Annotated in this window: 21 protein-coding genes; 7 read left to right on the forward strand and 14 right to left on the reverse strand. The window is 72.6% G+C overall.

The genetic code is table 11. From position 1 onward, the window contains the following. Positions 1–48 precede the first annotated feature (48 nt). Positions 49–960 carry an HhH-GPD family protein gene (locus B0I28_RS04670; protein ID WP_106362671.1) on the forward strand — a complete coding sequence of 304 codons (912 nt, stop codon included), beginning with the start codon at positions 49–51 and terminating at the stop codon, positions 958–960. Positions 961–1,317: 357 nt separating this feature from the next. Here the strand turns inward: B0I28_RS04670 and B0I28_RS27090 are convergent, their stop codons facing one another. From B0I28_RS27090 to B0I28_RS04690, 5 genes are all read right to left on the reverse strand, one after another. Continuing rightward, positions 1,318–2,187 carry a PrsW family glutamic-type intramembrane protease gene (locus tag B0I28_RS27090; protein ID WP_181245635.1) on the reverse strand — a complete coding sequence of 290 codons (870 nt, stop codon included), beginning with the start codon at positions 2,185–2,187 and terminating at the stop codon, positions 1,318–1,320. Beyond that, positions 2,187–2,714: a hypothetical protein gene (locus B0I28_RS27095; RefSeq protein WP_181245636.1), complete on the reverse strand. Its 528-nt coding sequence runs from the start codon at positions 2,712–2,714 to the stop codon at positions 2,187–2,189. Before B0I28_RS27095 ends, B0I28_RS27090 begins: the two co-directional genes overlap by 1 nt. Before the next feature lie 342 nt (positions 2,715–3,056). Next, entirely contained in the window at positions 3,057–3,278 is a 222-nt protein-coding gene (locus B0I28_RS04680; protein WP_106362672.1) for a BldC family transcriptional regulator, read from the reverse strand. Between the two features lie 208 nt (positions 3,279–3,486). Next, a complete protein-coding gene (locus tag B0I28_RS04685) occupies positions 3,487–4,320 on the reverse strand; it encodes a DUF8083 family protein (protein WP_106362673.1) in 834 nt (277 codons plus the stop codon). Positions 4,321–4,426: 106 nt separating this feature from the next. Beyond that, complete coding sequence (locus B0I28_RS04690; RefSeq protein WP_219926566.1) at positions 4,427–5,632, reverse strand: RNA-guided endonuclease InsQ/TnpB family protein; 1,206 nt, start codon at positions 5,630–5,632, stop codon at positions 4,427–4,429. 209 nt (positions 5,633–5,841) lie between these two features. On the opposite strand from B0I28_RS04690, the gene B0I28_RS04695 reads away from it, so the two are divergent. Next, the gene (locus B0I28_RS04695) at positions 5,842–6,912 is read left to right on the forward strand and encodes a Glu/Leu/Phe/Val dehydrogenase dimerization domain-containing protein (RefSeq protein WP_106362674.1); all 1,071 of its coding nucleotides are present in this window, start codon (positions 5,842–5,844) and stop codon (positions 6,910–6,912) included. 298 nt (positions 6,913–7,210) lie between these two features. Beyond that, a complete protein-coding gene (locus B0I28_RS04700) occupies positions 7,211–7,510 on the forward strand; it encodes a DUF3073 domain-containing protein (protein WP_106362675.1) in 300 nt (99 codons plus the stop codon). Between the two features lie 244 nt (positions 7,511–7,754). On the opposite strand, the gene B0I28_RS04705 is transcribed toward B0I28_RS04700, so the two are convergent. Next, on the reverse strand, positions 7,755–8,426 hold the full coding sequence (locus B0I28_RS04705; protein ID WP_106362676.1) for a hypothetical protein: 672 nt from the start codon (positions 8,424–8,426) through the stop codon (positions 7,755–7,757). A 133-nt stretch (positions 8,427–8,559) separates the two neighbouring features. On the opposite strand from B0I28_RS04705, the gene B0I28_RS04710 reads away from it, so the two are divergent. Together B0I28_RS04710 and B0I28_RS04715 are read left to right on the forward strand one after the other, a co-directional pair. Continuing rightward, positions 8,560–10,005 carry an aldehyde dehydrogenase family protein gene (locus tag B0I28_RS04710; protein ID WP_106362677.1) on the forward strand — a complete coding sequence of 482 codons (1,446 nt, stop codon included), beginning with the start codon at positions 8,560–8,562 and terminating at the stop codon, positions 10,003–10,005. Between the two features lie 159 nt (positions 10,006–10,164). After that, positions 10,165–11,154, forward strand: coding sequence for a resistance to Congo red protein (locus tag B0I28_RS04715; protein WP_106362678.1), 990 nt, complete (start codon positions 10,165–10,167; stop codon positions 11,152–11,154). A gap of 147 nt (positions 11,155–11,301) precedes the next feature. Here B0I28_RS04715 and pstB read toward each other — a convergent pair whose 3' ends face one another. From pstB to B0I28_RS04755, 8 genes are all read right to left on the reverse strand, one after another. Beyond that, positions 11,302–12,162 (reverse strand): phosphate ABC transporter ATP-binding protein PstB, encoded by an 861-nt coding sequence (gene pstB, locus B0I28_RS04720; RefSeq protein ID WP_106362679.1) that lies wholly within the window; start codon positions 12,160–12,162, stop codon positions 11,302–11,304. A gap of 151 nt (positions 12,163–12,313) precedes the next feature. Further along, positions 12,314–13,165 (reverse strand): DUF6042 family protein, encoded by an 852-nt coding sequence (locus B0I28_RS04725; RefSeq protein WP_106362680.1) that lies wholly within the window; start codon positions 13,163–13,165, stop codon positions 12,314–12,316. Between the two features lie 330 nt (positions 13,166–13,495). After that, positions 13,496–13,687 (reverse strand): hypothetical protein, encoded by a 192-nt coding sequence (locus B0I28_RS04730; protein ID WP_106362681.1) that lies wholly within the window; start codon positions 13,685–13,687, stop codon positions 13,496–13,498. Positions 13,688–13,814: 127 nt separating this feature from the next. After that, positions 13,815–15,587: a thioredoxin-like domain-containing protein gene (locus B0I28_RS04735; protein ID WP_106362682.1), complete on the reverse strand. Its 1,773-nt coding sequence runs from the start codon at positions 15,585–15,587 to the stop codon at positions 13,815–13,817. A gap of 332 nt (positions 15,588–15,919) precedes the next feature. After that, complete coding sequence (locus B0I28_RS04740; RefSeq protein WP_106362683.1) at positions 15,920–17,302, reverse strand: hypothetical protein; 1,383 nt, start codon at positions 17,300–17,302, stop codon at positions 15,920–15,922. A gap of 448 nt (positions 17,303–17,750) precedes the next feature. After that, a complete protein-coding gene (locus B0I28_RS04745) occupies positions 17,751–19,124 on the reverse strand; it encodes a dihydrolipoamide acetyltransferase family protein (RefSeq protein WP_106362684.1) in 1,374 nt (457 codons plus the stop codon). A gap of 10 nt (positions 19,125–19,134) precedes the next feature. Next, on the reverse strand, positions 19,135–20,109 hold the full coding sequence (locus tag B0I28_RS04750; protein ID WP_106362685.1) for an alpha-ketoacid dehydrogenase subunit beta: 975 nt from the start codon (positions 20,107–20,109) through the stop codon (positions 19,135–19,137). After that, positions 20,106–21,275 carry a thiamine pyrophosphate-dependent dehydrogenase E1 component subunit alpha gene (locus B0I28_RS04755; protein ID WP_106362686.1) on the reverse strand — a complete coding sequence of 390 codons (1,170 nt, stop codon included), beginning with the start codon at positions 21,273–21,275 and terminating at the stop codon, positions 20,106–20,108. Before B0I28_RS04755 ends, B0I28_RS04750 begins: the two co-directional genes overlap by 4 nt. Positions 21,276–21,467: 192 nt before the next feature. Here B0I28_RS04755 and B0I28_RS26820 point away from each other — a divergent pair, with 192 nt between their 5' ends. Beyond that, positions 21,468–22,274, forward strand: a complete 807-nt coding sequence (locus B0I28_RS26820) for a hypothetical protein (RefSeq protein ID WP_146147970.1) — start codon at positions 21,468–21,470, stop codon at positions 22,272–22,274. 196 nt (positions 22,275–22,470) lie between these two features. After that, positions 22,471–23,259 carry a hypothetical protein gene (locus B0I28_RS27100; RefSeq protein ID WP_181245637.1) on the forward strand — a complete coding sequence of 263 codons (789 nt, stop codon included), beginning with the start codon at positions 22,471–22,473 and terminating at the stop codon, positions 23,257–23,259. The last annotated feature ends 43 nt before the right edge of the window (positions 23,260–23,302 follow it).

Here is a 23,302-nt window from a genome sequence, read left to right on the forward strand (position 1 = left end):
CCCCGACCCGCCTCGCCCGTTGTCGGACCCCGCGCCGACAATGGGGGGATGCGTGCCGCGAGCGAGACCCCGACCGAACCGGCCCTGCCCTCCCCCGAGCTGCTCGCCGAGCGGCTGCTGCCGTGGTTCGACGCCAACAACCGCACCGAGCTGCCGTGGCGCCGCCCCGGGACCACCGCGTGGGGCGTGCTCGTCTCCGAGGTGATGAGCCAGCAGACGCAGGTCGCGCGGGTCGCACCCGTGTGGGAGGCGTGGATGGAGCGGTGGCCGACGCCCGCTGACCTCGCCGCCGCGCCGACCGCCGACGTGCTCCGCGAATGGGGCCGCATGGGCTACCCGCGGCGGGCCCTGCGCCTCCAGGAGTGCGCGCGCGCCATCGCCGAGGACCACGGCGGGACCGTCCCCGCCGACCCGGCCGAGCTCGAAAAGCTCCCCGGCATCGGCAACTACACCGCCGCCGCGGTCGCCGTGTTCCACTACGGGGGCCGCCACGCCGTCGTCGACACGAACGTGCGCCGCGTCGTCGCCCGCCTCGGCGGCCGCGCCGACGCCGGGACGGCCACCACCCGCGCCGACCTCGCCGCGACCGCGTCGCTCCTGCCCGAGGACGCCCCCACCGCGGCCCGGGTGTCCTTGGCGCTCATGGAACTCGGCGCGCTCGTGTGCACCGCCCGCAAGACCGAGTGCGCCGCCTGCCCGCTCAGCGACGCGTGCGGGTTCTCCGGCCAGGAGGTCCCGGCCGGGCCCAGCCGCAAGCGCCAGCGCTACAAGGGCACGAACCGGCACGTGCGCGGCGAGGTCATGGCGCTGCTGCGGGACGCCGACGGTCCCGTCGAGCGGGCCCGGATCGACGCGGTCTGGCACGATGCGCGCATGGTCAACGAGGCCGTGGCGCAGCTGATCGAGGACGGCCTGATCGGCACCGACGAGGCGGGGCGATTCGAACTCCCGAGTCGGTGACAAACGGGCGGGCCGCTGCTAGCGTGGGAGTTGAGAGAACTTCACGATGCTCGGTCGGCACCGATCCGCAGGATCGGCGGCCCCGGGTCCAACCCCGCCGGTCACCGCGGCGGGGCACCGGACGGACCTCCGGGTCCGGCTCACCACCGGTGCCGGGACCGATCGCCTACCGCGCGGCCGCCCCCGAGCGGCCGGCCAGGAACACGACGACGCGGCTCGCGCCATCTACCGTCGCGTCGACCGCGGACCGGCCGCACGTCAAGCGGGCCGCGCAGGAGCGGACGCCTCCAGCGGCGGACGCGACCGAGCGGATGCAATGCCGTCGGGGTACCGCGCGCTCAGACCCGGGCGGCATTGCTACGCATCGGGGACCGCGGCCGCCACGGGCGCCTCGGCCCGCTTCGCCCAGCGGACCAGCCACCACACGACGAGCACCGCGGGCAGGCCCTTGAGCATGATCCCGCCGAGCACCCCGAGCGACCCGAGCCCCAGCCCGTCGCGCAGCAGCGGCGAGTTCCACACCGCGTGCAGGACGATGACGGCGCCGACCGCGGCCGCGGCGATCCACGCCGACCGGGCGGTGCGGCGGGTCGCGGCGTAGGCGATGCCCGCCCCGGCGATGGCGGTGAAGATCGCGTGGCTCCACAGCCCCGCGAGGACGCCGCGGACGATGAAGACGGCGACGACCGGTTCGACGACGTCCCCGGCCCGGTTGATGACCGTGTTCGACATCGCGAACGCGTAGCCCTCGACGATCTGGAAGCCCACGCCGCAGAACGCGCCCAGGACGATCCCGTCGAGGACCCCGTGGAGGCGGCCCCAGAAGATCGCGACGACCAGGACCACGCCTGCGGTCTTGACGACCTCCTCGACGACCGGCGCGGCCAGGACCGGAGCCCACCGCTCGGCCCACGCCGGGCCCCACGCGGTCGCGAACAGGCCGTGGAGGGCGCGGGACCCGAACAGGGACGTCATGACCGCGACGGTGGCGCCCCAGGCGAGGCCGATCGCCAGGCCCGCGCCCGGCAGGGCGAGGTGCCCGGCGAGGCGGCGGCGCATCACCAGGAACGGGACGGCGAACAGCGAGAACAGGACGAGCGCGGTCGTCCCGGCGCGCGGATAGGCCAGGGCGACGGGGAGCGTGTTGTACAGCAGCAGGATCGCGGCCGCGCCGATGAGGAGCGCGGCCGTCCACTGCACGGGGGAGGCGGGGTCGGGGCGCGGCATCAGGCGGCCCCGAAGGAGAGCTGTGCGATGAGCGCGTCGATGCGCTCGACGGTGTGCGCGTCGAGGGACGCGCCGCGGGCGGTGACCTCGGCCCTGGTGTCCCCGTGGACGAACGCGCACGCGAACCCGGCACCGGTCTCGGTGGTGAAGGAGCGCCCGGCGCCCTCGACGCCGTCGGCGGCGCAGTCGCGCGGCTCGGTGAGGCGCACGCCCGGCTGGACTTCGAGGAGGCGGGCCATCTCGGCGGCCAGGTACTCGGCGTCGAAGCCGTAGGGACCGGCGACGGCGATGTCGACCTCCGCGTCGCCGACGATGAACTCGGCGCGGCCGGACTCGGGCCGGTAGTAGCCGGGGCGCATCCGGGTGTCCTCGGGGGCGGTGAGGGTGACGCCCGCGAGCGCGAACTGCTCCCCGCCGACGTCGACGGTGGGTGAGACGGCCTTGTTGAGCAGGGGGACCCCGAGTGCGAACACCAGGACCGCGGCGGCGACGGCAGCGGCGACGGCGAGGCTCCTCAAACGGGACACACCGCAAGCGTCCCATGTGATCCAGGCGAATGCATCCGTAATGCCCGGGGAAGACACGGGCGGGGCCGGAGCGAAAGCAGCGAACGCCGGGGCGGGCGCGAGACGGGCGGGGACCTGCCGGCCGGGACCTGGTTCAGGGGTCCTGCGGCCGGCGTCTCCGCGGTGCGGTCGCGCGGGCGCGGGCCCTGAGGGAGGGCCCGCTTCCCGACCGGCTGAGGGCCGGCGAGCCGGCGACTGCGGCTTCGATGGGGCGGCGGCCGGAAGGGTGGTCCGGCCTCGGACTGGTTCCTCATGCCTCGTCGCCCGGTCGGTGGCGGGAGGCGGTCGTACTCGGTGCTGCGGCTACTCCGCGGCTTCGCGCTGCACGGGGATGTCCCCGTTGATGAGCGCGCGGATCTCGGACTCGCGGTAGCGGCGGTGGCCGCCGAGGGTGCGGATCGCGGAGATCTTGCCGGCCTTGGCCCAGCGCGTCACGGTCTTGGGGTCGACGCGGAACATCGCGGCGACCTCAGAAGGGGTGAGCAGGGCCTCGGATTCCACCGGAAGGTTCAGCTCTGTCGTCATCGTTCGTTCTCCTCCACACACGGGCTGCGAATCACCGGCTGCCGAGCCTTGATTCGTTCCTTCTGCAATCGTCCGGCCTGTCGTAGATGTCCGACATAGGCCGAACGGCCGATTTTGCTTGGACTTTCCGCTCGGTCCGCTCATCCGAGTGATCACTCCACAAGCGAACGACCTGGTCGCGGGGCCGGCGGCCGCGCGGGACGCGAGGTCAGTTCAGGCGTTCCGCGAGACGACGATCACGCCATCGGTCGACAAGGCGCGCATAGCATTCCTGCGCGTCCTCGGGCTCGGAGGCGCCCAGGTGGTCGAGGGCCTGCCAGGTGAGGTCGACGGAGTCCTCGTCGCGGAGCTCGTCCGCGTCCATCCTGGAGGCGATCCCGCCGTAGTCGAGCTCGACGACGGAGTCGCGGTGGAACCCGTCGAGCCAGTGCCCGGTCTCGGCGAGGGCCTCGGCGAGCTCGGCGCCGTCGCCGAACTCGGCGCGCACCAGGTTGCGGGCGACGGCGAGGCCGCTGCGGGACTTCGCGATCGGGGTGCGGTAGCGCAGCTGCACGAGGCCCGGCTGGATGACCAGCTCGCGGTCCTCGGGGCGCACGCACGCGAACCAGCGCAGCGGGACCGACCAGGTCGCGACGTGCTCGTGGGCGTCGGCGGGGGCCTCGCGGCGGTCGGCGCCCTCGTCGAGCGCGACGACCTCGGCGGCGGAGGCGAGGAACTCCGCGGGGAACAGGGCCTCGGCGACGGCCTCGGGGGTCAGGCGCCGCACCTCCAGTGCGGCCGAGGCGATCCGGTAGCGCAGGTTCCACGGGCACACGAGCGGATCGGCGTCGCCCCGGTCGATGACGTAGGCGTCGCGCCCGAAGGAGGGGACGCCCCGCCAGGGCCATCCGATGCGCTCGTACAGTGCTTCCCGTCGGACCCTCGGGCCGTCGAGCGGGTCGACCGCGCGCCCCGACGCGGCGTACGCGCGCCAGTACCCGGCGTCGGCGAACGCCGCGGCGGGCTCGTAGACGCGCAGATAGGACGCGCTCGGTGCGTACACGAGCCAGATACTTCCATATCGGCATCCTGCCTGCCTTGAAGGGCAGGGCTCCCGGCTCACGGTCGGACGGCGCCTACCGCTCACGGACGGGTTCCTCGTTCCTCCGCTATCGCGGGTTCCGGGCCGCGCCGGGCACGCCCGGTCTCACCGGCCCTCCGGAGGCGTTTCGGGTCTCCGCATGCCTTGCGGCGACCAGTCGTCTTCCTTCGTTCCTGATGTTGGCCTCGGCGTTCCTGTCGCGGTCATGGACCGCACCGCACCCGCACGCCCACCGCCGCACCGGCAGGCCCGCCTGCCCTCGCGGGCCGGTGAGCGCCCCGCAGGCGGAGCACAGCTGAGTCGAGGGGAACCAGCGGTCGACCCGCACGAACGTCCTTCCCGTGCGCCGGGCCTTCGATTCGAGCAGGACGAGGAACCTGCCGAGCGCGGCGTCGAAGACCGACTTCGCCGCCCGGCCGCGGGCGAGGCCGTGCACCGGCAGGTCTTCGACGTACACCGCTTGGTTCTCGCGGAGGATGCCGATGACCTGCTTGTGCAGCCAGTCGTCCCGTCGGTTCCCGATCGCCTCATGCACCCGTGCCACGGCGATACGGGCCTTCTCTGCGTTGCGGCTTCCCTTCTGCTTGCGGGCGAGCGTGCGCTGCGCCTTCTTGAGCCTGCGCTCCATCGCTCTGAAGAACCGCGGATTCTCGACGGCCCTGCCGCCGCGGAGGACCGCGAAGTCCTTCAACCCGAGATCGATGCCGGTCTCCTGGTCGACCGGATCGAGGAGTTCGGCGCCGTCGTCGACCGCTACGACGAAGCTCGCAAAGTACCTGCCGGCGGCCGTCTTGACGATCGTCACCGAGCTGGGCTCGGCGGGAAGCTCCCGCGACCAGGCGACCCGGATCTCGCCGATTTTGGCGAGGTAGAGCCGCCCGGTGTCGCGCAGCACGAACCCATTGCGGGTGAAACGGGCCGCCTGCCGGTTCGACCGGCGCTTGAACCTCGGCGGCCCCGTCCGCGCACCCGCGCGCGTTCCCTTGAGCGAGTCGAAGAAGTTCCGGTATGCCCGGTCGCAGTCCCGGACCGCCTGCTGGAGCGGGATGTTGGAGACCTCGGTCAGCCAGGCTCGCCGTTCGGTGCGCTTCGCCTCGGTGATGAGCTGCCGCTGGAGCAGGGAGCCGGTGGGGTACGGTTCGCCGGTCTCGTGCGCGCGCTTCCTCGCGGCGACCGCGTCGTTGTACACCACACGGACGCATCCGAACAGCCGCGCAAGCGCGGAGCGCTGCGGGGCGGTCGGATACAGCCGGAACCGGTAGCGGAGTTGCACCGGGCGAAGGCTACGGGAGGGGTGCGACATCTGGCCGCCGCTCGCGGAGCCGGGCCTGGCCCGCGGGCCGCCGGTCATATGCTGGTGGCGTAGGCATACCCGCGCTACGACGAGGAAGCGGCCGCGACCCGGCCGCGCCCCTGGGGCGCCGCCCGGCGCGCACCGCGCTCCGGGGCCCGAACCCCTAGAGAAGAACTGGAGAGCAAGCCATGAGCATCTTCGACGCGACCGGCCACGAACAGGTCGTGTTCTGCCACGACCCGGACACCGGGCTCCGGGCGATCATCGCGGTGTACTCCACCGCGCTGGGCCCGGCCCTGGGCGGCACCCGCTTCTACCCCTACGCCTCCGAGGAGGAGGCCCTCACCGACGTGCTGCACCTGTCGGAGGGCATGGCGTACAAGAACGCGATCGCCGGGCTCGACCACGGCGGCGGCAAGGCCGTCATCTGGGGCGACCCCGCGACCCTGAAGAGCGAGGCGCTGCTGCGGGCGTACGGCCGGTTCGTCGAGTCGCTCGGCGGGCGGTACGTGACCGCGTGCGACGTCGGCACGTACGTCGAGGACATGGACCACATCGCGCGCGAGACGCGGCACGTGTCGGGCCGCAGCCCCGAGGCCGGCGGCGCCGGCGACTCCTCGATCCTCACCGCGTTCGGGGTGTTCCAGGCGATGCGCTCGGCGGCGCAGCACCGGTGGGGCGCCGTGGACCTGACCGGCCGCACCGTGGGCGTGGCCGGGCTCGGCAAGGTCGGGCGCCACCTCGTCCCCCACCTCGTGGAGGCCGGGGCGCAGGTCGTCGCGTGCGACGTGAACGACGCGGCGATCCGCTGGACCCAGGAGCACTTCCCGCAGGTGCGGATCGTCGCCGACGCCGACGAGCTCATCGCGTCGGGCATCCACGTGTACGCCCCGTGCGCGCTCGGCGGGGTCCTCGACGAGGACGCGCTGAAGACCCTCGACGCCGAGATCGTCTGCGGCGCCGCGAACAACCAGCTGGCCGCGCCGCACATCGCCGACGAGCTGGAGCGCGCCGGAATCCTCTACTGCCCCGACTACGTCGTCAACTCCGGCGGGGTCATCCAGGTCGCCGACGAGTACGACGGCGCGTTCGACTTCAAGCGGGCCGAGCGGCGCACCGCCGGGATCTTCGAGACCACCGGCCGCATCCTCGACCGCGCCAAGGGCGAGGGCACCACGCCCGTGGCCGCGGCGAACGCCCTGGCCGAGGAGCGCATGGCCGCCGTCGGGCGGCTCCAGCGGCTGCGCCTGTTCCGCTGACCCGCGCCCCCGCCGCACGGATCCTATAGGATATAGGAAATATCCTATAGGATCCGCCTTCGCGGTGCGCGCACAGCGTCATCGCGTCCATCCGGACAGTGAGAACGAATCTCGCGATTCGGGCGGATGTTCGTCCCCGTCTGGTGGTCATCGCCGGTAATCTGTGGCATCCAACTCACGGCCCGGGATGCAGTCGGGCGCTGCGAGCCTGTACCGTAGGAGCCACGAAGAGATTGCAAGCATTCCGGGGCGCCGCAATGGCTGCCCCGATGATTTCTGTGCGAGGGGGTCGAGCCATATGGGGCGCGGCCGAGCTAAGGCAAAGCAGACCAAAGTGGCCCGGAAGCTCAAGTACCATGCTCCGAACACCGACCTGCGCGCGCTGGAGCGCGAGCTAGGGAGCGGTCGTGAGGACGAGGTCGACATTGAGCCTCCTTCTGAAGAGGAGGAGCCGGACCCTTATGCCGCTTATGCCGACGATCGGTACGACGGAGACGAAGACGATCTCCGCGAGGATGACTGGCTCCCGCCGAAGAAGCAGTTAGCGCTGCGGCCCACGGGGACGCCGCCGGATCGTGCGAGCACGACGAGGCGCTGAACCAGGGCAAGGCGGGCCCGCCCGACCGATCTCCGCAATCTCCATATCCAGAACGGGCAGGCGCCTCCACTGCGCCCGCCCGGCTCCCGCACCCGCCGCGAGGCCAGGGCAGGGGGCGGCCCTGGAGCAAAGACTCGGATGTCGGCGCGGACGACGCGATATCCAATATGCACGAAGAGAGGCGGCGCGACCGCGATCTTGTAGGAGATCCGGTCGCGCCGCCTCTTCGGCTGCCCGGGGGCCGCTACTGCTGCGGCGCCTGGGGCCACTGGTTCTGCTGGGTCTGCGGCGCGGCGGCCGGCGGGACCGCGGGCTGCTGACCGGTCGGGTACGCCGGGGGCGCGGCGGGCGCCGCGGCGGGGACGGCCTTCCCGGGGACCAGCAGCGCACCGGCGGTGAACAAGGCGTACGCGCCGACCAGCAGGAGCGCGCCGATCCACGCGGACGCGTCCGAACCGGACGAGCCGTCGGGCAGCGACAGCAGGTCGTACAGGAACCCGGCGAGGAACACGCCCGTCCCGGCCACCGTCAACGACTTCCACAGGGAGCGCAGCTTCTCGCCGCCGAACAGGGCCAGCGCGAACATGACGATCACCGCGGTCAGGACCGACGGGAGCCCGAACAGGCTCGCGGCGACGTCGACCTGGAGGTCGGTGCCGTCGCTGGTGCCGGTGATGAGGCCGGACAGGGCCAGGGCGCCCAGGCCGGAGAGGCCGAGGATCGCGGGGACCGAGGGGACGCCGAGCTTGTCGAACAGCGACGGGGCCGGCGGGGCGTAGGCCGCGTACTGCTGCTGGGCCTGGTACTGCGCCTGGGGCGAGGCGTAGGGGGCCTGGGGGTAGGGCTGCTGCGGCTGGCCGGGCTGGCCGGAGACGGGCTGCTGCGGGTACCCCGCACCTGATTGCTGTTCACTCATGCCCTCATCATGCCCTGAGCGGGCAAATGGGCGCACCCGGGTTGCGGAGCCCGGAAGGTCCGGGGCGGGTCCGGCGCGGATTCGCGGGCCCCAACGGCAGCGGCCGCCGCGGCGGAACCCGTAGGCTGGAGCCATGTCGCAGCGTCTCCGTCCCGTTTCGCCCATCTGGGTGGCGGGACGTCCCCAGCACGGCGAGGAGGAGTTCTTCGTCACCCACCCCTTCGACGATTCCCCGGTGGGCGCCACCTCATGGGCGACCGCCGGGCAGGTGGAGGCGGCCGTGGCCGCCGCCTCGGGAGCCGCGGCTGAGTGCGCGGCGCTGCCCGCGCACGTGCGGGCCGAGGCCCTGGACCACGTGCGGCGGCGCCTCGACGAGGAGGCGGAGACGTGCGCGGAGCTCATCACCGCGGAGTCGGGGAAGCCGATCGCGTGGGCGCGCATCGAGGTGCGCCGGGCCGTGTCGGTGTTCCGGTGGGCCGCAGAAGAAGCGCGGCGGTTCGGCGGCGAGGTCCAGCGCCTCGACACGGACGCGTCCGCGGAGGGCCGCATGGCCCTGGTGCGGCGGTTCCCGCGCGGCCCGGTCCTGGGGATCACGCCGTTCAACTTCCCGCTGAACCTGGTGGCGCACAAGGTGGCCCCGGCCGTGGCGGCGGGCTGCCCGATCGTCCTCAAGCCGGCGCCCGCGACGCCGCTGTCCTCGCTCCACCTGGGGGCCCTGTTCTCGGAGACGGACCTGCCCCCGGCGATGCTGTCGGTGCTGCCGGTGCCGAACCACCGGGCCGACCAGCTCGTGGAGGACCCGCGGCTGCCGGTCGTGTCGTTCACCGGCTCGGGGCCGGTGGGGCACCAGATCCGGCAGAAGGTCCCCGGGAAGCACGTGACGCTCGAACTCGGCGGGAACGGGGCGGCCCTGGTCGCCGCCGACTACCCGAAGCGGGACTGGGCGGCCGAGCGGATCGCGGTGTTCGGGAACTACCAGGCCGGGCAGTCGTGCATCGCGGTGCAGCGGGTGTTCATCGAGGCGCCCGCTTATGCGGACATGGCGGCGCGGATCGTCGAGCAGGTGAAGGCGCTGCCGTCGGGGGACCCGAACGACCCGTCGTGCAAGGTGGGGCCGCTGATCTCCGCGGAGGCGGCCGAGCGCGTCCAGTCGTGGATCGAGGAGGCCGTGGACGAGGGCGCGAAGGTCCTGTGCGGGGGTGGGCCGCGGCGGGGCGCGCTGGTCGAGCCGACGGTGCTCGCCGATGTGCGCGCGGACGCGAAGGTGCTGCGCGAGGAGGTGTTCGGGCCGGTGCTCGTGCTGGCGAGCGTCGACAGCTTCGAGGTGGGGCTGGCGGCGGTGAACGACTCGCGGTTCGGGCTCCAGGCGGGCGTGTTCACCGACCGGCTGCCGCAGGCGATGCTCGCGCACCGGACCCTGGACGTGGGGGGCGTGGTGATCGGGGACGTGCCGTCGTTCCGGGCCGACCAGATGCCGTACGGGGGCGCGAAGGCCTCGGGGACGGGCCGGGAGGGCGTGCGGTCGGCGATGCTGGACTACACGGTCGAGCGGGTGCTGGTGCTGCCGGACGTGCTCTGATCCGGGTGCGGGGGCGGCAAGCGCCCGCGAGGTGCGTCACCTCGCACCGGTGACGGGCCGGGCCGTCCGGTGCGGTTCCACCGCCTGCGCTGCGAGTTTCCTTCACAGGTTTGGCCCTCCGCGCGACGGCTGTTGACAAAGCGCTATAGCGTGGCTTGCATGACGGTCCCTCCCAATTACGGCCCACCGCCTGACCAGCCGCAGACGCCCGGGTACGGCTACCAGTCGCCGTACAACGGCGGCCAGAGCCCGTACGGGGGCCAGCCGCAGCAGCCTCCGCAGTACGGCTCCGCACCGCAGTTCAGCGCCGGGCAGGCGGGCGGGGGCGGGCAGCCGCCGTACGAGCCGCCGACGTCGTTCGGGCCGCCGCTGCCGCCGCCCGAGCCGCCGAAGCGCAACTACGCGCTCATCGGCGGCGTCATCGTCGGGGCGCTCGTGCTGATCCTGGGCGGGGCGCTGCTGGTCGTGATGAACCTGAACAAGGACGACGACCCGGTGGCGGGCGGCGACGAGACCACGCAGGAGGAGTCGCCGTCGGACGACGCGAGCCCCAGCGAGGAGGCCACGACCGAGGAGGAGCAGACCGACTCCGAGGTCGGGATGTGCCTGCCGTACGAGCCGGTGATCGCCGACGGCGGGTACGGCGACGGCCTGGAGCTGGTCGACTGCTCCGACGCGACGGCGTTCTGGGAGATCACCGCCCAGTCGTACGACGTCACCGACGTGCCGGTCGACGACGAGGGGAACCTGACGGACTTCACGGCCGCGAAGGCGCTGTGCGGCGACGACTGGGCCGTGCTCCACCCCGGCGAGCTGTGGACGAACTGGCACTACGTGTACTCGTCGGGGACGCTCGACTCGCTGTACTGCATCAAGGCGACCGGCGCGGCCGACCCGAGCGAGCCCGAGAACACGCCGTACGTGCCCGCCGAGGGCGACTGCTTCTACGACGCCGACTCGTGGTGGACCGTGGACTGCTCCTCGTCGCTGGCGCAGTACGTGGTCGTCGGCGTCGTCAACATCGACGAGCCCGTCGCGATGACCACCGACGAGGCCGCCGACCAGGCGACCTGCGGCGGCTCCTGGTACTGGCAGGTCACCGACCCGGAGGGCCGCACGTCCGCGATCCTCTGCGGCGACGACGTCTAGACGCCGTCAAGATGATCTAGGCACTGGCAAGACGGACGGGGGCGGCCTGCGGGCCGCCCCCGCTCCGCTTCCCGGCTCCGCTTCCCAGACATGGAACGACGGCGGCGCGACCGTTTCCGGTCGCGCCGCCGTCGGCGTCGATGGGGACTAGCCGAAGCGGCCGGTGATGTAGTCCTCGGTGCGCGGGTCCGCCGGGTTGGAGAACAGCCGCTGCGTCTCGTCGAACTCGACGAGGAAGCCGAACCGCTCGCCCGCCTCGTCGACGTCCGCGGAGTAGAACGCCGTCGCGTCGGAGACGCGCGCCGCCTGCTGCATGTTGTGCGTGACGATGACGATCGTGTAGTCCTTGACGAGCTCGTTCATGAGCTCCTCGATGCGGGCCGTCGCGATCGGGTCGAGCGCCGAGCACGGCTCGTCCATGAGCAGGACCTCCGGCTGCACGGCGATCGCGCGCGCGATGCACAGGCGCTGCTGCTGACCGCCCGAGAGCGCCAGCGCGGACTTCTTCAGGTTGTCCTTGACCTCGTCCCACAGGGCCGCGCCCCGCAGCGCCTGCTCGACCCGGTCGGCCAGGCCGTCCTTCATGCCGTTGATGCGCAGGCCGTACGCGACGTTGTCGAAGATCGACTTCGGGAACGGGTTGGCCTTCTGGAACACCATGCCGATGTGGCGGCGCACCGCGATCGGGTCGACCCCCGAGCCGTACACGTTCGTGCCGTGGAAGGTGATCTCGCCGGAGACCTTCGCGCCGGGGATGAGGTCGTTCATGCGGTTGATCGACCGCAGGACCGTGGACTTGCCGCAGCCCGACGGGCCGATCATCGCGGTGATCTGGTTGCGGGCGACCGGCAGGGAGACGTCGCGGACCGCGTGCGCCTTCCCGTAGTGCACGCCCACGCCCTTGAGCTCGATGACGGTCTCGGTGGCGACCGGGGAGGCCGCCCGGCCCTGGGCGGCGAGGCCCGCGATGGGGGCCTTGGCCCTGGTGCCAGTCTCGTTCACGGTCACGCGTGCTCCTATCACCGATCGTCAACCGCCGTTAACGTGTCCTGCCCTCATGGTTCGCCATCGAGGTGCACGACGGGGGGCCAACAGGTGAACTGGCAGTGAACGGGACTGCGTCGGCGGTCACTCCGCCGACGCTCGGCGCAGGCGCGGCTCAGGCGTGCTCGGGCGGCAGCAGCTCGTCGTTCGGGTACCCGCCGAGCAGGTCGTCGGAGGCGGTGAGCGTGAACGTGTCGCCGACCGGGACGGCGCCCAGGTCGACCGAGCCCGCGACGTCGCCGTCCTCGGCGAGCTCCATGAGCATCCCGCGGATCACCGGCGCCGGGACGCCCGCGTCCTCGGCGAGCGCCGCGAGCGACACGTCCACCGTGGCGGACTTCGCGTTCCCGGGCAGCACGAACCGGCCCTCGTCGTCGAACTCGTAGTCGACGCCGCCGACGCGCCTGATCGCGATCGCCGTGAGCTCTTCGAGGTCGCCGCGCTGGTCGGCGGCCTCCTCGATCGCTTCGAGCTTGTCGAAGGAGAGCACGTCGAACGGGTTGATGTACAGCTGCGGGGCGACGTACAGGCCGCCGTCGCGCTGCTCGGACCGGTACAGGCCCAGGGCGAGGAGGAATTCGAGGAGGTCGCGCACGGTGTGGGGGACGGGCAGTCCGGCGCGGCGGCAGTGGGTGGTGAACGTGTCGATGCGCTCGCTGCGCTCGGCGGTGGCCCGGTCGTACTCCTCGCGGGCCTCCTTCTCGACGACCTCGGGGGAGGCGCCCAGGTGGTGCTCGGAGGCCTCGGCGATCCAGTCGTCGACGTCGCCCGGGTCGCACCAGACGGGCTCGTTCCAGATGTCGTCCTCGGGGAAGGCGTCGGCCCACCATCCGGCGGGGAACGGGTTGAGGGAGGGGACGGTGCGGAACAGCTCGATGCTGCACGGCATGATGCGGATCCACGCGGGGTGCATCGGGGCTTGGACCGGGCCGGACTCGTCGCCGAAGGGCCGCTCGAAAGATTCCACGCATCGACCGTATCAGCGCAGGGCGACGGCGCTGAACCTCCGGGACGCGACTTCGCTTTCAGCGTAGCGGCGGGTTCAGGGGCCGTCCCGGCGCGGTGATGCCAGGTGTTGCTCAGTGCCCGTTGAGTGCCCGTTCGACGGCCCGCCCCCGCTCGGTTCGCCCTCGCGGGCGGACCCGGGGGCGCGCCGGCGCCGGGACGGCCCTCGCGCGTCGGGCTTGCCGGCTCCGGTGCGGGCCATGCCCGCTGCCGGAGGGACGCCGCCTGCCGCGTCCGGGCCGACGTTACTCCGATCGATACGGGTGGATATCGACCGATCGGCCGGGTCCGGCTATCCGTTCGATCGAATACCGGAGAGGTCCGGTTCGAAGGCGGCGAGCGAGGCGACGTGGTCGGGGGTGAGGTATTCGAGGGTGCGGACCTGCTGCTCCAGCATGCGGCCCACGGTGACGATCTGGTCGGCGGCGTTCAGCACCAGCCAGTGCTCGTATTCGGCGTAGCGCTCCTCGACGTCGGCGATCACTGAACAGTCCTCCCTGATGTGCCCTGTGGATGGTGCGATCCGGAACAACCTATTGCGCCGCGAGCCGTCCGCGGATTCATGACACACCCGCGGCGGCGGAAATAGCGGCGTCCCCGGACCGCCCTGTTCAGGATCGCAGCACGAGTTTCAGCGTCGACACCCCGTCCCCCGTGATCTCCACGGGCACGCCCCAGTCCTGGCGGGTGAGGTGGCACGCGGGGTGCTCGGCCTCGGCGTCGCAGGTCGCGGCCTGCGCGACGACCTGGAGGACGCCCTTCTCGATGCCGTCGGCGAGGACGAGCTCGCGCGTGAGGTCCTCCGTGCGGCCCGCGCCTTCGGCGAGGAGCTGCGGCGGGTCGGCGGACACGGTCACCTGGACGGGCGAGCCGTACGTGTAGTCGAGCTTCTGCCCCTGGGCGGGCTCGAAGAGCACGTCGAGGCGGAGCCTGCCGGGCGCGACCCTGGTGCGCTTGCGGGTGACGCGGTGGTGCTGCCCGGAGACGGCGGCTTCGGAGAGGTCGGGCACGGCGAGGCGGTGCGCCGCGGACTCGACCACGACCACCTTGCCCCCCGAGGCGAGCACGTCGCTGGGCTCGGCGAGGCCGGACGCGAGGGTCGCGACCTCCCCGGTGCGCGGGTCGTAGGCGCGCAGGGCGCCGTTGTAGGTGTCGGCGACGGCGACGCGGCCGTCGGGGAGGACGGCGACGCCGAGGGGGTGCTGCATGAGGGCGTCGGCGGCGGGGCCGTCGACGTGCCCGAAGTCGAACAGGCCCTGGCCGACGACGGTGTGCATGGCGCCGTCCTCGACGTACCGGAGCGCCGAGGTCTCGGAGTCGGCGACCCACAGGCGGGCGCCGTCGGCGGCGAGCCCGGAGGGCTGGGCCATCCACACCTGGTCGAGCGGGCCGTCCTTGAGGGACTCGACGGTGGTCCCGGCGTAGGGGGCGACGGTGCAGGCGACCGGGTCGAAGACCCACAGCTGGTGGATCCCGGCCATGGCGACGACGACTTTGCCGTCGTACCAGGCGAGGTCCCAAGGGGAGGACAGGTCGACGTCGAGTGCGGCGTCGGTGCCGTTGTCCATGCGCCACTGGCTTCCCGTGCCCGCGACGGTGGTGGTGAAGCCGGTGGCGAGGTCGACGCCGCGCAGGAGGTGGTTGACGGTGTCGGCGACGACGAGGTCGTACCCGGCCGCGGCGGCGACGTCGGCGGGGAGGAGCACGAGGCCCTGCGGCTCGTTGAACTCGGGGGCGGCGCCGTCGGCGCGGCCCCGCTCGCCGGTCCCGATCACCGTCTTGACGGTGGAAAGATCGGGGGCGAGGCGCACGAGGCGGTGGCGGGCAGTGTCGCTGACGAGCACGTCGCCGCCGGGGAGGGCGATCGCCTTGCCGGGGAAGCGGAGTGCGGTCTCGGCGGGCGGGGCGGCCACGTAGGGGCTGCCCTCGGGGTCGAGGGTGCCCTTGGCGGCGTGGGTCTCGACGAGGCCGCCGATGATGCGGTCGAGGGCTTCGGCGTGGCCCTCACCGGCCATGGTGGAGACGACGTAGCCCTCGGGGTCGACGACGACGAGGGTCGGCCAGGCGCGCGCGGCGTAGGCGTCCCAGGTCTTCAAGTCGGGGTCGTCGAGGACGGGATGCTCGACGCCGTACCGCTCGACGGCGGCGGCGAGGGCCTGCGGGTCGCGCTCGTGCTCGAACTTCGGGGAGTGGACGCCGACGACGACCACCGCGTCGCCGTACTTCGCTTCGAGGGGGCGCAGCTCGTCGAGGACGTGGAGGCAGTTGATGCAGCAGAACGTCCAGAAGTCGAGGACGACGATCTTGCCCTTGAGGCTGTCGAGGTCGAGCGCCGCACCGCCGGTGTTGAGCCAGCCGCGGCCTTCGAGCCGAGCCGCGCGCACGCGCGACTGCGCATTCGGAACCGATGCCTTCGAAGCCGCCGCCTTCGGAGCGGGCTTCGTGGCGGCGGCCTGCGGGGACGCGCCGTCCGGGGTCGCGGCGGCGGAGGGCTGAGCACTGGAGGACTCGGTCACGGCCCGAGCCTAGCTCGCGCGCACGTCCCAGCTCCCCTGCTCGGCCTGTTCCCGAACGAGACTCACATACAGCGGCGAGGGCCGGTGGATTCCCACCGGCCCTCGCCGTGATGTCATATCCCCGCGGTATTTTTGCACCAGGGGTCCCTTAGACCGGATTTATCGCCATAAAGCGGGATATCAGCCGGTTTGCCGGGGTGTTATTCGTCGGCCGGAGACTCGGTGGCCTCGCCGCCGCCGTCGCCTTCGTCGGTGCCGCCGAGGAGGCTCAGGCAGTAGACGTCGTCGCCGACGGTGAGGGTCTCGCGGCCCGCGTCGGCGCATTCCTGGCCGTCGCCGACCTTGTCGACGATCTCGTAGTCCTCGCCGTCCACGGCGTCGGCGCAGTCGACGGCCTCGGCCTGGTCGCCGGAGGTGTGGCGGACGCAGCCGCCCTCCTCGAACTTCGGGGCCGCGAACAGCAGGAAGTAGACGCCCACGGCGGCCGCGATCACGACCAGCGCGCCCACGGCGGCGAGGATCGGCACCAGGCCCTTCTTGCGGCCTCCGCCGCCGCTGGCGGCGGCGGGCGCGGGCGGGTACTGGCCGGCCGGCGGCACGGCGCCGGTGCCCGGCTGCGAGTACTGCGGGGCCGCCTGCGGCTGCGAGGGCTGCGCGGGCGAGCCGTACGCCGACGGCGGGGCCGGCGGCTCGCTGTACGGGTTGTGCGCGCCGATGATGAGCTTCTGCGTGTCGTCCGACTGGGTCGGCGGCGGGCCGGCCGGCGGCTGGTACGCCGACGGGGGCTGCTGCTGGTACGGCTGCTGCGGCTGCTGGTAGGGCTGCTGCACCGGGGGCGGCGGCGGGACGGCCGCCGGGCCCGGCTGCTGGGCCTGGTTCGCGAGCGGGTTCGGCGGGGGCGAGGGCCACGCCGCCGGATTCGCAGGAGGCTGGGCCGCGGGCGAGGGGCTCGGCGCGGCCTGCTCGCCGTACGGGGCCGGGGCGTTGAAGCCCGAGATGCCCTGCGGCGGCAGCACCTGGGTGCTCTCCTCGACCGGGTCGGTGACCGGCTGCTGCGGCTGCGACGGGCCCAGGCGCAGGATCTGCGTGCCGTCCTCGTCGAACTGCGGGCCCGGAGGCGGCGACTGGGACGCGGGGGCCTCGTACGCGGGCGGCGGGACCTGCGCGGGGGCGTCGGCCGCCGGCGCGGGCGGGACGTCCGCTTCAGGGGACGCCGGGATCGTCTGGGTCGCGCCCTCGTCGACCGAAGGGGCCCCGGGGGCCGCCTGCGGCGCTTCGGGTTCCGGTGCGGCCTCGGCCGCCGGCGCCTCGGCGGGGGCCTCGGACGCGGACTCGGGAGCGGGAGCCGGAGCGGCCTCGGCCGCGGGACTCTCCGGTTCGGCGGGCGCCGGGTCGGCCGGGCCCGCGTCGGCGGCGCTCGCAGGAGCGTCGCCCTCGGCGGGACTGCTCTCGGCCGCGCTGCTCGCTGCGGCGCCGCCCTCGGCAGCGCTCTGCTCTGCGGCGCCCGTTTCGACAGCGTCCTTATCGACAGCGCCCTCGTCGTCGGGGCCCTTTGCTGGCGGGTTGCCTTGCTCGGAGGTCACGGCTGCTCCTCAATGCTGCTTCCGGCCTGGCGTCTTGGGGGCACGCCAGACGGCAACACGGTACCGCAGCGGCGCCAACGATCACTCGACAGGGTTAAGCGGGCACGGGAAACGCGGCCGTGCGGCAGAACGGGAGGAAAGGGAAAGCGCCCGGAGGGCAGAGAAAAGGCCGGGCGCCAGCTGTTGCCCACCCCTCATGGCAATAGCGGCGCCCGGCCGGTGTGAGAACCCCCTGGAGAGGGTCTCCGCGGTGTGGCGACTCGGCGCTGTCATCCACACCAATGGGAGGAGATAAAGTTCGCGGTCCCTGTGCCCCTTCGGCGCCCGGCTTGCGAGCTCCGTCGGAACTGAGACGCGGAAACTTCGAAGTTATGTTTCCTCGTTGTTTCCGTGCCTCAATTACAACACCGAACGGTAAGATCCGCCAACGAATCGCTGGTGCGCTTGGTCACGTCCAGGCGAGCAGCGTTTCCCCAGGGTGCGATAGGAACGCGCCCACGTCGGCGAGGAACTGCGAGCCGAGCTCCCCGTCGATGAGGCGGTGGTCGAACGACAGCCCGAGCGTCGTCACCTGGCGCACGGCGATCTCGCCCTCGTGGACCCACGGCTGCGGCCGGACCGCGCCGAACACGAGGATCGCCGACTCGCCGGGCGGCAGGATCGGGGTGCCCGTGTCGACGCCGAAGACGCCGACGTTGGAGATCGAGATCGTCCCGCCCATCATGTCGGCCGGAGTGGTCCGCCCCTCGCGCGCGGTGCGGGCGAGCGAGCCGATGGCGTCGGCCAGACCGACCAGGCTCAGGTCCTGGGCGGCCTTGATGTTCGGGACGACCAGGCCGCGCGGGGTGGCGGCGGCGATGCCGAGGTTCACGTCGTGCTTGACGACGATCTCCTGGGCGGCCTCGTCCCAGCGGGCGTTGATCATCGGGTGGCGGCGCGCGGCCAGCAGGACCGCCTTGGCCACGAACAGGAGCGGCGTGACCTTGACGTCCGCGAACTCCTTGCGCGCCTTGAACTCCTTGACCGTGTCCATCATGCCGGTGACGTCGCAGGTGAGGAACACCGTGACGTGCGGGGCGGTGAACGCCGACGCGACCATGTTCTGCGCGGTCAGCTTCCGCACGCCCTTGATGGGGATGCGCTGGTCCTCCGCGGCGACGGCGGCCCGCTGCGGCGCGGCGGGGGCCGGGGCCGCGACGGCCGCCTCGACGTCGGCGCGCGAGACCGTCCCGTTCGGGCCGGTCGGCACGACCGACGCGAGGTCGACGCCGAGGTCCTTGGCGAGCTTGCGGACCGGCGGCTTGGCGAGCACCGGGCCGCCGGGCGCCGCGCCGTTCGGCGCCGGGACGGCGGGGACCGGCGGGGCGGCCTCCACCGGGGGCGGCGTGAACGACGGCGTGATCACCGACGGCGGCGTCACCGGGGCGAGCGACTGCGGCGCGGGCGGCGCCGGCGTCTCCGCGGCGGGCGCGGCGCCCTTGCGCTTGCGGCGCTTGGACCCCGCCTCGCGGGCGCCGTAGCCCACGAGGTTCGGGGTGCGCTCCTCCTGCTTCGCGGCCTCGGGCGGCGCGTCGGCCCCCTCGACCTCGAAGGTGGCGAGGGGCTTGCCGACGTCGACGGTCTCCCCGGCTTCGGCGTGGTGCTGCGCGAGCACCCCGTCGTAGGGGCTGGGCACCTCGACGAGCGCCTTCGCGGTTTCGACCTCGACGAACGGCTGGTTGAGCTTGACCTCGCCGCCGGGCTCCACGAGCCACGCGGCGACCTCGCCCTCGGTGAGGCCCTCACCGAGGTCGGGCAGGTTGAACGTGATCTTCTGTCCCATGTTCGCCTCCTCAGTGCTCCAGGGACCGGTCGACGGCGTCGAGGACGCGGTCCAGGTTCGGAAGGTAGTCGTCTTCGAGGCGGCTCGCGGGATAAGGCACGTCGTAGCCGGTCACCCGCAGCACGGGCGCCTCCAGGGAGTAGAAGCACTCCTCGGTGAGGCGGGCGGCGACCTCCGCGCCGATGCCGACGTTCCCGGGGGCCTCGTGGACGACCACGGCCCGGCCGGTCTTGCGGACCGACGCGAACAGCGGCTCCCAGTCGATCGGAGACAGCGACCGCAGGTCGACGACCTCCAGGTCGAGGCCCTCCTCGGCGGCGGCCTTCGCGGCGTTCTCGGCGACGTCCACGGTGGGGCCGTAGGCGATGAGCGTCGCGGTGCGGCCCTCGCGGACGGTGCGCGCCCGGTGCAGGTCGAGGCCTGGCTTCTCGGTGTCGACCTCGCCCTTGCCGTGGTAGCGGCGCTTCGGCTCGAAGAAGATCACCGGGTCGTCCCCGGCGGCGGCCTGCTGGATCATCCAGTACGCGTCGGCGGGGTTGGAGCAGGTGACGACCTTCAGGCCCGCGGTGTGCGCGAAGTACGCCTCGGGGGACTCGGAGTGGTGCTCGATCGCGCCGATGCCGCCGCCGTAGGGGATGCGGACGACGACGGGGAGGCGGATGCGGCCCCCGGAGCGGTTGGGGATCTTCGCGAGCTGCGAGACGAGCTGGTCGAACGCGGGGTAGACGAAGCCGTCGAACTGGATCTCGCAGATCGGCCGGTAGCCGCGCATGGCGAGGCCGATCGCGGTGCCGATGATCCCCGACTCGGCGAGCGGGGTGTCGATGATGCGGTCGGAGCCGAAGTCCTTCTGGAGGCCGTCGGTCACGCGGAACACGCCGCCGAGGCGGCCCACGTCCTCGCCCATCACCAGCGACTTCGGCTGGTCTTCGAGCACGCGGCGGAGGCCCTCGTTGAGGCCCTTGATCATGGACATGGTCGTCATCGGACGTCGCTCCCCGCTCCGGTGGAAGGCTCAGCGAGCGAGGCCTGGAACTCGACGGCCTCGGCGCGCTGGGCCGCGATGCCCGCGGGCATCTGGGCGTACACGTTGTCGAACATCTCGGACACCTCCGGGTCGGTCAGGGCCATGACCCGGGCGCGCAGCGCCCGGACCTGCTCGCCGGCCTCGGTGTCGATGGCGGCGAAGTACGACTCGTCGGCGAGCCCTTCGGCCGCCAGCCACTTGCGGTAGCGGACCACCGGGTCCTTCGCGCGCCAGAAGTCCAGCTCGGCCTCGTCGCGGTAGCGGGTGGCGTCGTCGGACGTGGTGTGGGGCTGCATGCGGTACGTGTAGGCCTCGACGAGGCTGGGGCCCTCGCCGCCGCGGGCGCGGTCGAGCGCGCCGCGGGTGACCGCGTAGGTCGCGAGGACGTCGTTGCCGTCCACGAAGATGCCGGGGACGCCGAAGCCCTCGGCGCGGCGGTACGGCGGGAGCCGGAACTGGCGGGCGTTCGTCTCGGAGATCGCGTACTGGTTGTTCTGGCAGAAGAACACCAGCGGGGAGTTGAACACCCCGGCCCACACGAGCGCCTCGTTGAAGTCGCCCTCGCTGGTCGCGCCGTCGCCGTGGTAGACGATGACGGCCTCGCCGTCCTCGGTGCCGACCGCGCCGTCCATGGCGACGCCCATGGCGTACCCGGCGGCGTGGAGGGTCTGCGAGGCGATGACGATCGCGTACATGTTGAACCGGTCGGCGACCGTGTCGCGGCCGCCGAGGTCGACGCCGCGGAACAGCGCGAACGACGAGATCAGGTCGATGCCGCGGCACCACTGGACGCCGAGCTCGCGGTAGGCGGGGAAGACGGTGTCCTGGGGCCGCAGGGCCCGGCCGGAGCCGACCTGGGCGGCCTCCTGGCCGAGGAGGCTCGGCCACAGGCCGAGCTGGCCCTGGCGCTGGAGGGCGGTGCCCTGCGCGTCCAGTTCGCGGGTGATGACGAGGTCGCGGTAGAGGCCGCGGTACTCCTCGTCGCTCAGGTCGATGTCGTAGTCGGGATGCTTGACGCGCCGTCCCTCGGGTGAGAGCAGCTGCACGAACTGTGGTTCGTTCGTCGAGGCGGGTTTCGGACGGCTCTTGACCGTCTTCTTGGCTGGACGCTGTGTGTCGCCCATTGATGCCTCCTCATATTCGTATTCCGGTACATCCAAGCATCCCAAAGCCCTGGGCGGTGCGCGTCACACCCTTCACCCGATTACTATTCGGGACTGAAGTCTGACACTGAGTAGCCGAGGGCTGTCGATCATCGACATCATCGGCCCTGAACGGCCGTTTCGTCGCACGGGGGTGGCGGGAAGGAGCACGCAGTGCACGGCAGAGGCAGCGACCAGGGGGGACGCTGGCCGGTGGGGATCTGGTTCGCCCTCGTGGGGATCAGCGCCGGCACGGTGGCGTCCTTCGCGATGGTCGGGTGGACCTTCACGCGCGGGCTCTACACGGGCGCCGACGGGACCGAGCCGATGGAGATCGAGTCCGGCACGGTGATCATCGAGGGCGAGGAGCCCCCCGCGACGCCCGGCGAGATCGCGGGGCTCGCGGGTGCCGAGCCCGTCCCGGGCGGCCTGGCCGAGCCCGGCGAGGGCGTCGAGCCCGTCGCAGCCGAACCGCAGGCCGAACTCGTCCCGCAGCGCGACCGCGGCGAGCCCGACGACGCCCCCGGTCCTCCCGTGGAGGAGGGCGGCGAGGAGTCCGAGCCGCCGCGGCTCGTCCCGATCGGCGAGGACCCGTGCGGGCCCGAGGAGTCGGGCGAGAACGGCGAAGAAGACGACGGCGAGGACGACGGGAACGGCTGGGACCACGGCGACTGGGACAATGGCGGCTGGGACGACGGGTGGGACGACTGGGACCACGGCGAGTGGGATGACGGCGGCCGGGACGACTGGGGCGAGAGCTGGGACGACGCCTGGAGCGAGTCCAGCAGCGACGACGAAGCCTCCGACCCCGCCGCAGATCCGGAAGTCGAAGCCGATGCCGGGGTCGATGCCGATGCCGACCTCAACACCGAACCCGGTTCCGAATCCAGCCTCGAACTCGAAGCCGAGCTCGACGCCGAACTCGAAGTCGACCTCGATCTCCAAGCGCCCGAACCGCTTCCGACCGAAGACGAGGATTGATCCCGTCCCCTACCGCGACGCCCCGCGCCCTGCCGAACCTGCTCGCCCGAAGGGGTGAGATGTGGGGAAGGCCACCCCGCAGCCGTAACCTGCATATGCGGATTGCCGTTACCCCCTTCGAGGGCGCGTCCCCGAGCGATCGAGGCGCGCACGGATCTAGGTGGGGTACAAGCAAATGGATCTCTTCTCTCGCAGCATGCTGGCGTGTTCGGCCGAAGCGGGCCTGACCACGACGGCGCTGTCACGGCACGTTCCGCTCCTTCGCCGCAACATCCGGGCCGGCGACCAGGTGTCGCTGCTGAGCCGCTGCGTCGGCTCCGACGGTCTCGGCAGCGGCGACCACGTCCTCATGCTCACAGGCGAGCGCCTGGTGGTGACCCGGCAGTCGCGGCTGCTCGGCCGCGTGCGCCTGTGCCTCGACGCGCCGGTCGCGGCGATCGAGAACCTCCGCTGGTCGGCCGACCCGGCCGGTCCAGGCGTCGAACTCAACTTCACGGTCCTGGAGGGCCCGGGCGCGAGCGAGCCGCACCGCTGGCACTTCTGGCTTCCCGCGAGCCACGCCAAGCGGGTGTGGCGGGTGGACGCGCTGCTCGCGCGGGCGTTCCGCCGCCCCAAGGTCACGGCCCGCCCCGCCGGGCGGCCGCGGCAGCAGCGGCCGAACCCGCTCCTGTCCCCCAGCGGCGTCTTCCCGGTCGTCCCCGCGCCGCTCGCGGGCGCGCTCTTCCCGGGGGACGGCGGGCATCCGACGAGCCCGCTCCCGATGAGCGACACGGTCCGCCTGGAGCGGCTGGTGCGTCCGGCAGTGGCGGCGATCGAGCCGCCGCACGCCGCGGTGCCGTCACCGCGCCCGCCGTCGTCGCCGCTCAACGCGGGGCGGCCGTCCCCCGGCCCGGCGGCGCAGGATGCAGCGGTGCAAGGTCCTGTCGAGGCCGGCCCGGTGGGGGCCAGCCCGGTGGGTCCGGCGCCGACGCTGGCGGCGGCCTGACCTCTTCACCGGGCCTTCTCGGCCCGGCTTGAGACCAGGGTGC

Source organism: Glycomyces artemisiae (assembly GCF_003002955.1).
Taxonomy (GTDB): domain Bacteria; phylum Actinomycetota; class Actinomycetes; order Mycobacteriales; family Micromonosporaceae; genus Glycomyces; species Glycomyces artemisiae.

Coding starts and splice junctions, on each gene's coding strand:
- B0I28_RS04705 (WP_106362676.1), bottom strand. CDS start 8,426: ATGAGTGAACAGCAATCAGGTGCGGGGTACCCGCAGCAGCCCGTCTCC.
- B0I28_RS04755 (WP_106362686.1), bottom strand. CDS start 21,275: ATGGGCGACACACAGCGTCCAGCCAAGAAGACGGTCAAGAGCCGTCCG.
- B0I28_RS04750 (WP_106362685.1), bottom strand. CDS start 20,109: ATGACGACCATGTCCATGATCAAGGGCCTCAACGAGGGCCTCCGCCGC.
- B0I28_RS04710 (WP_106362677.1), top strand. CDS start 8,560: ATGTCGCAGCGTCTCCGTCCCGTTTCGCCCATCTGGGTGGCGGGACGT.
- B0I28_RS04700 (WP_106362675.1), top strand. CDS start 7,211: ATGGGGCGCGGCCGAGCTAAGGCAAAGCAGACCAAAGTGGCCCGGAAG.
- B0I28_RS04715 (WP_106362678.1), top strand. CDS start 10,165: ATGACGGTCCCTCCCAATTACGGCCCACCGCCTGACCAGCCGCAGACG.
- B0I28_RS04745 (WP_106362684.1), bottom strand. CDS start 19,124: ATGGGACAGAAGATCACGTTCAACCTGCCCGACCTCGGTGAGGGCCTC.
- B0I28_RS04695 (WP_106362674.1), top strand. CDS start 5,842: ATGAGCATCTTCGACGCGACCGGCCACGAACAGGTCGTGTTCTGCCAC.
- B0I28_RS04680 (WP_106362672.1), bottom strand. CDS start 3,278: ATGACGACAGAGCTGAACCTTCCGGTGGAATCCGAGGCCCTGCTCACC.
- B0I28_RS04670 (WP_106362671.1), top strand. CDS start 49: ATGCGTGCCGCGAGCGAGACCCCGACCGAACCGGCCCTGCCCTCCCCC.
- B0I28_RS27100 (WP_181245637.1), top strand. CDS start 22,471: ATGCTGGCGTGTTCGGCCGAAGCGGGCCTGACCACGACGGCGCTGTCA.
- B0I28_RS27090 (WP_181245635.1), bottom strand. CDS start 2,187: ATGCCGCGCCCCGACCCCGCCTCCCCCGTGCAGTGGACGGCCGCGCTC.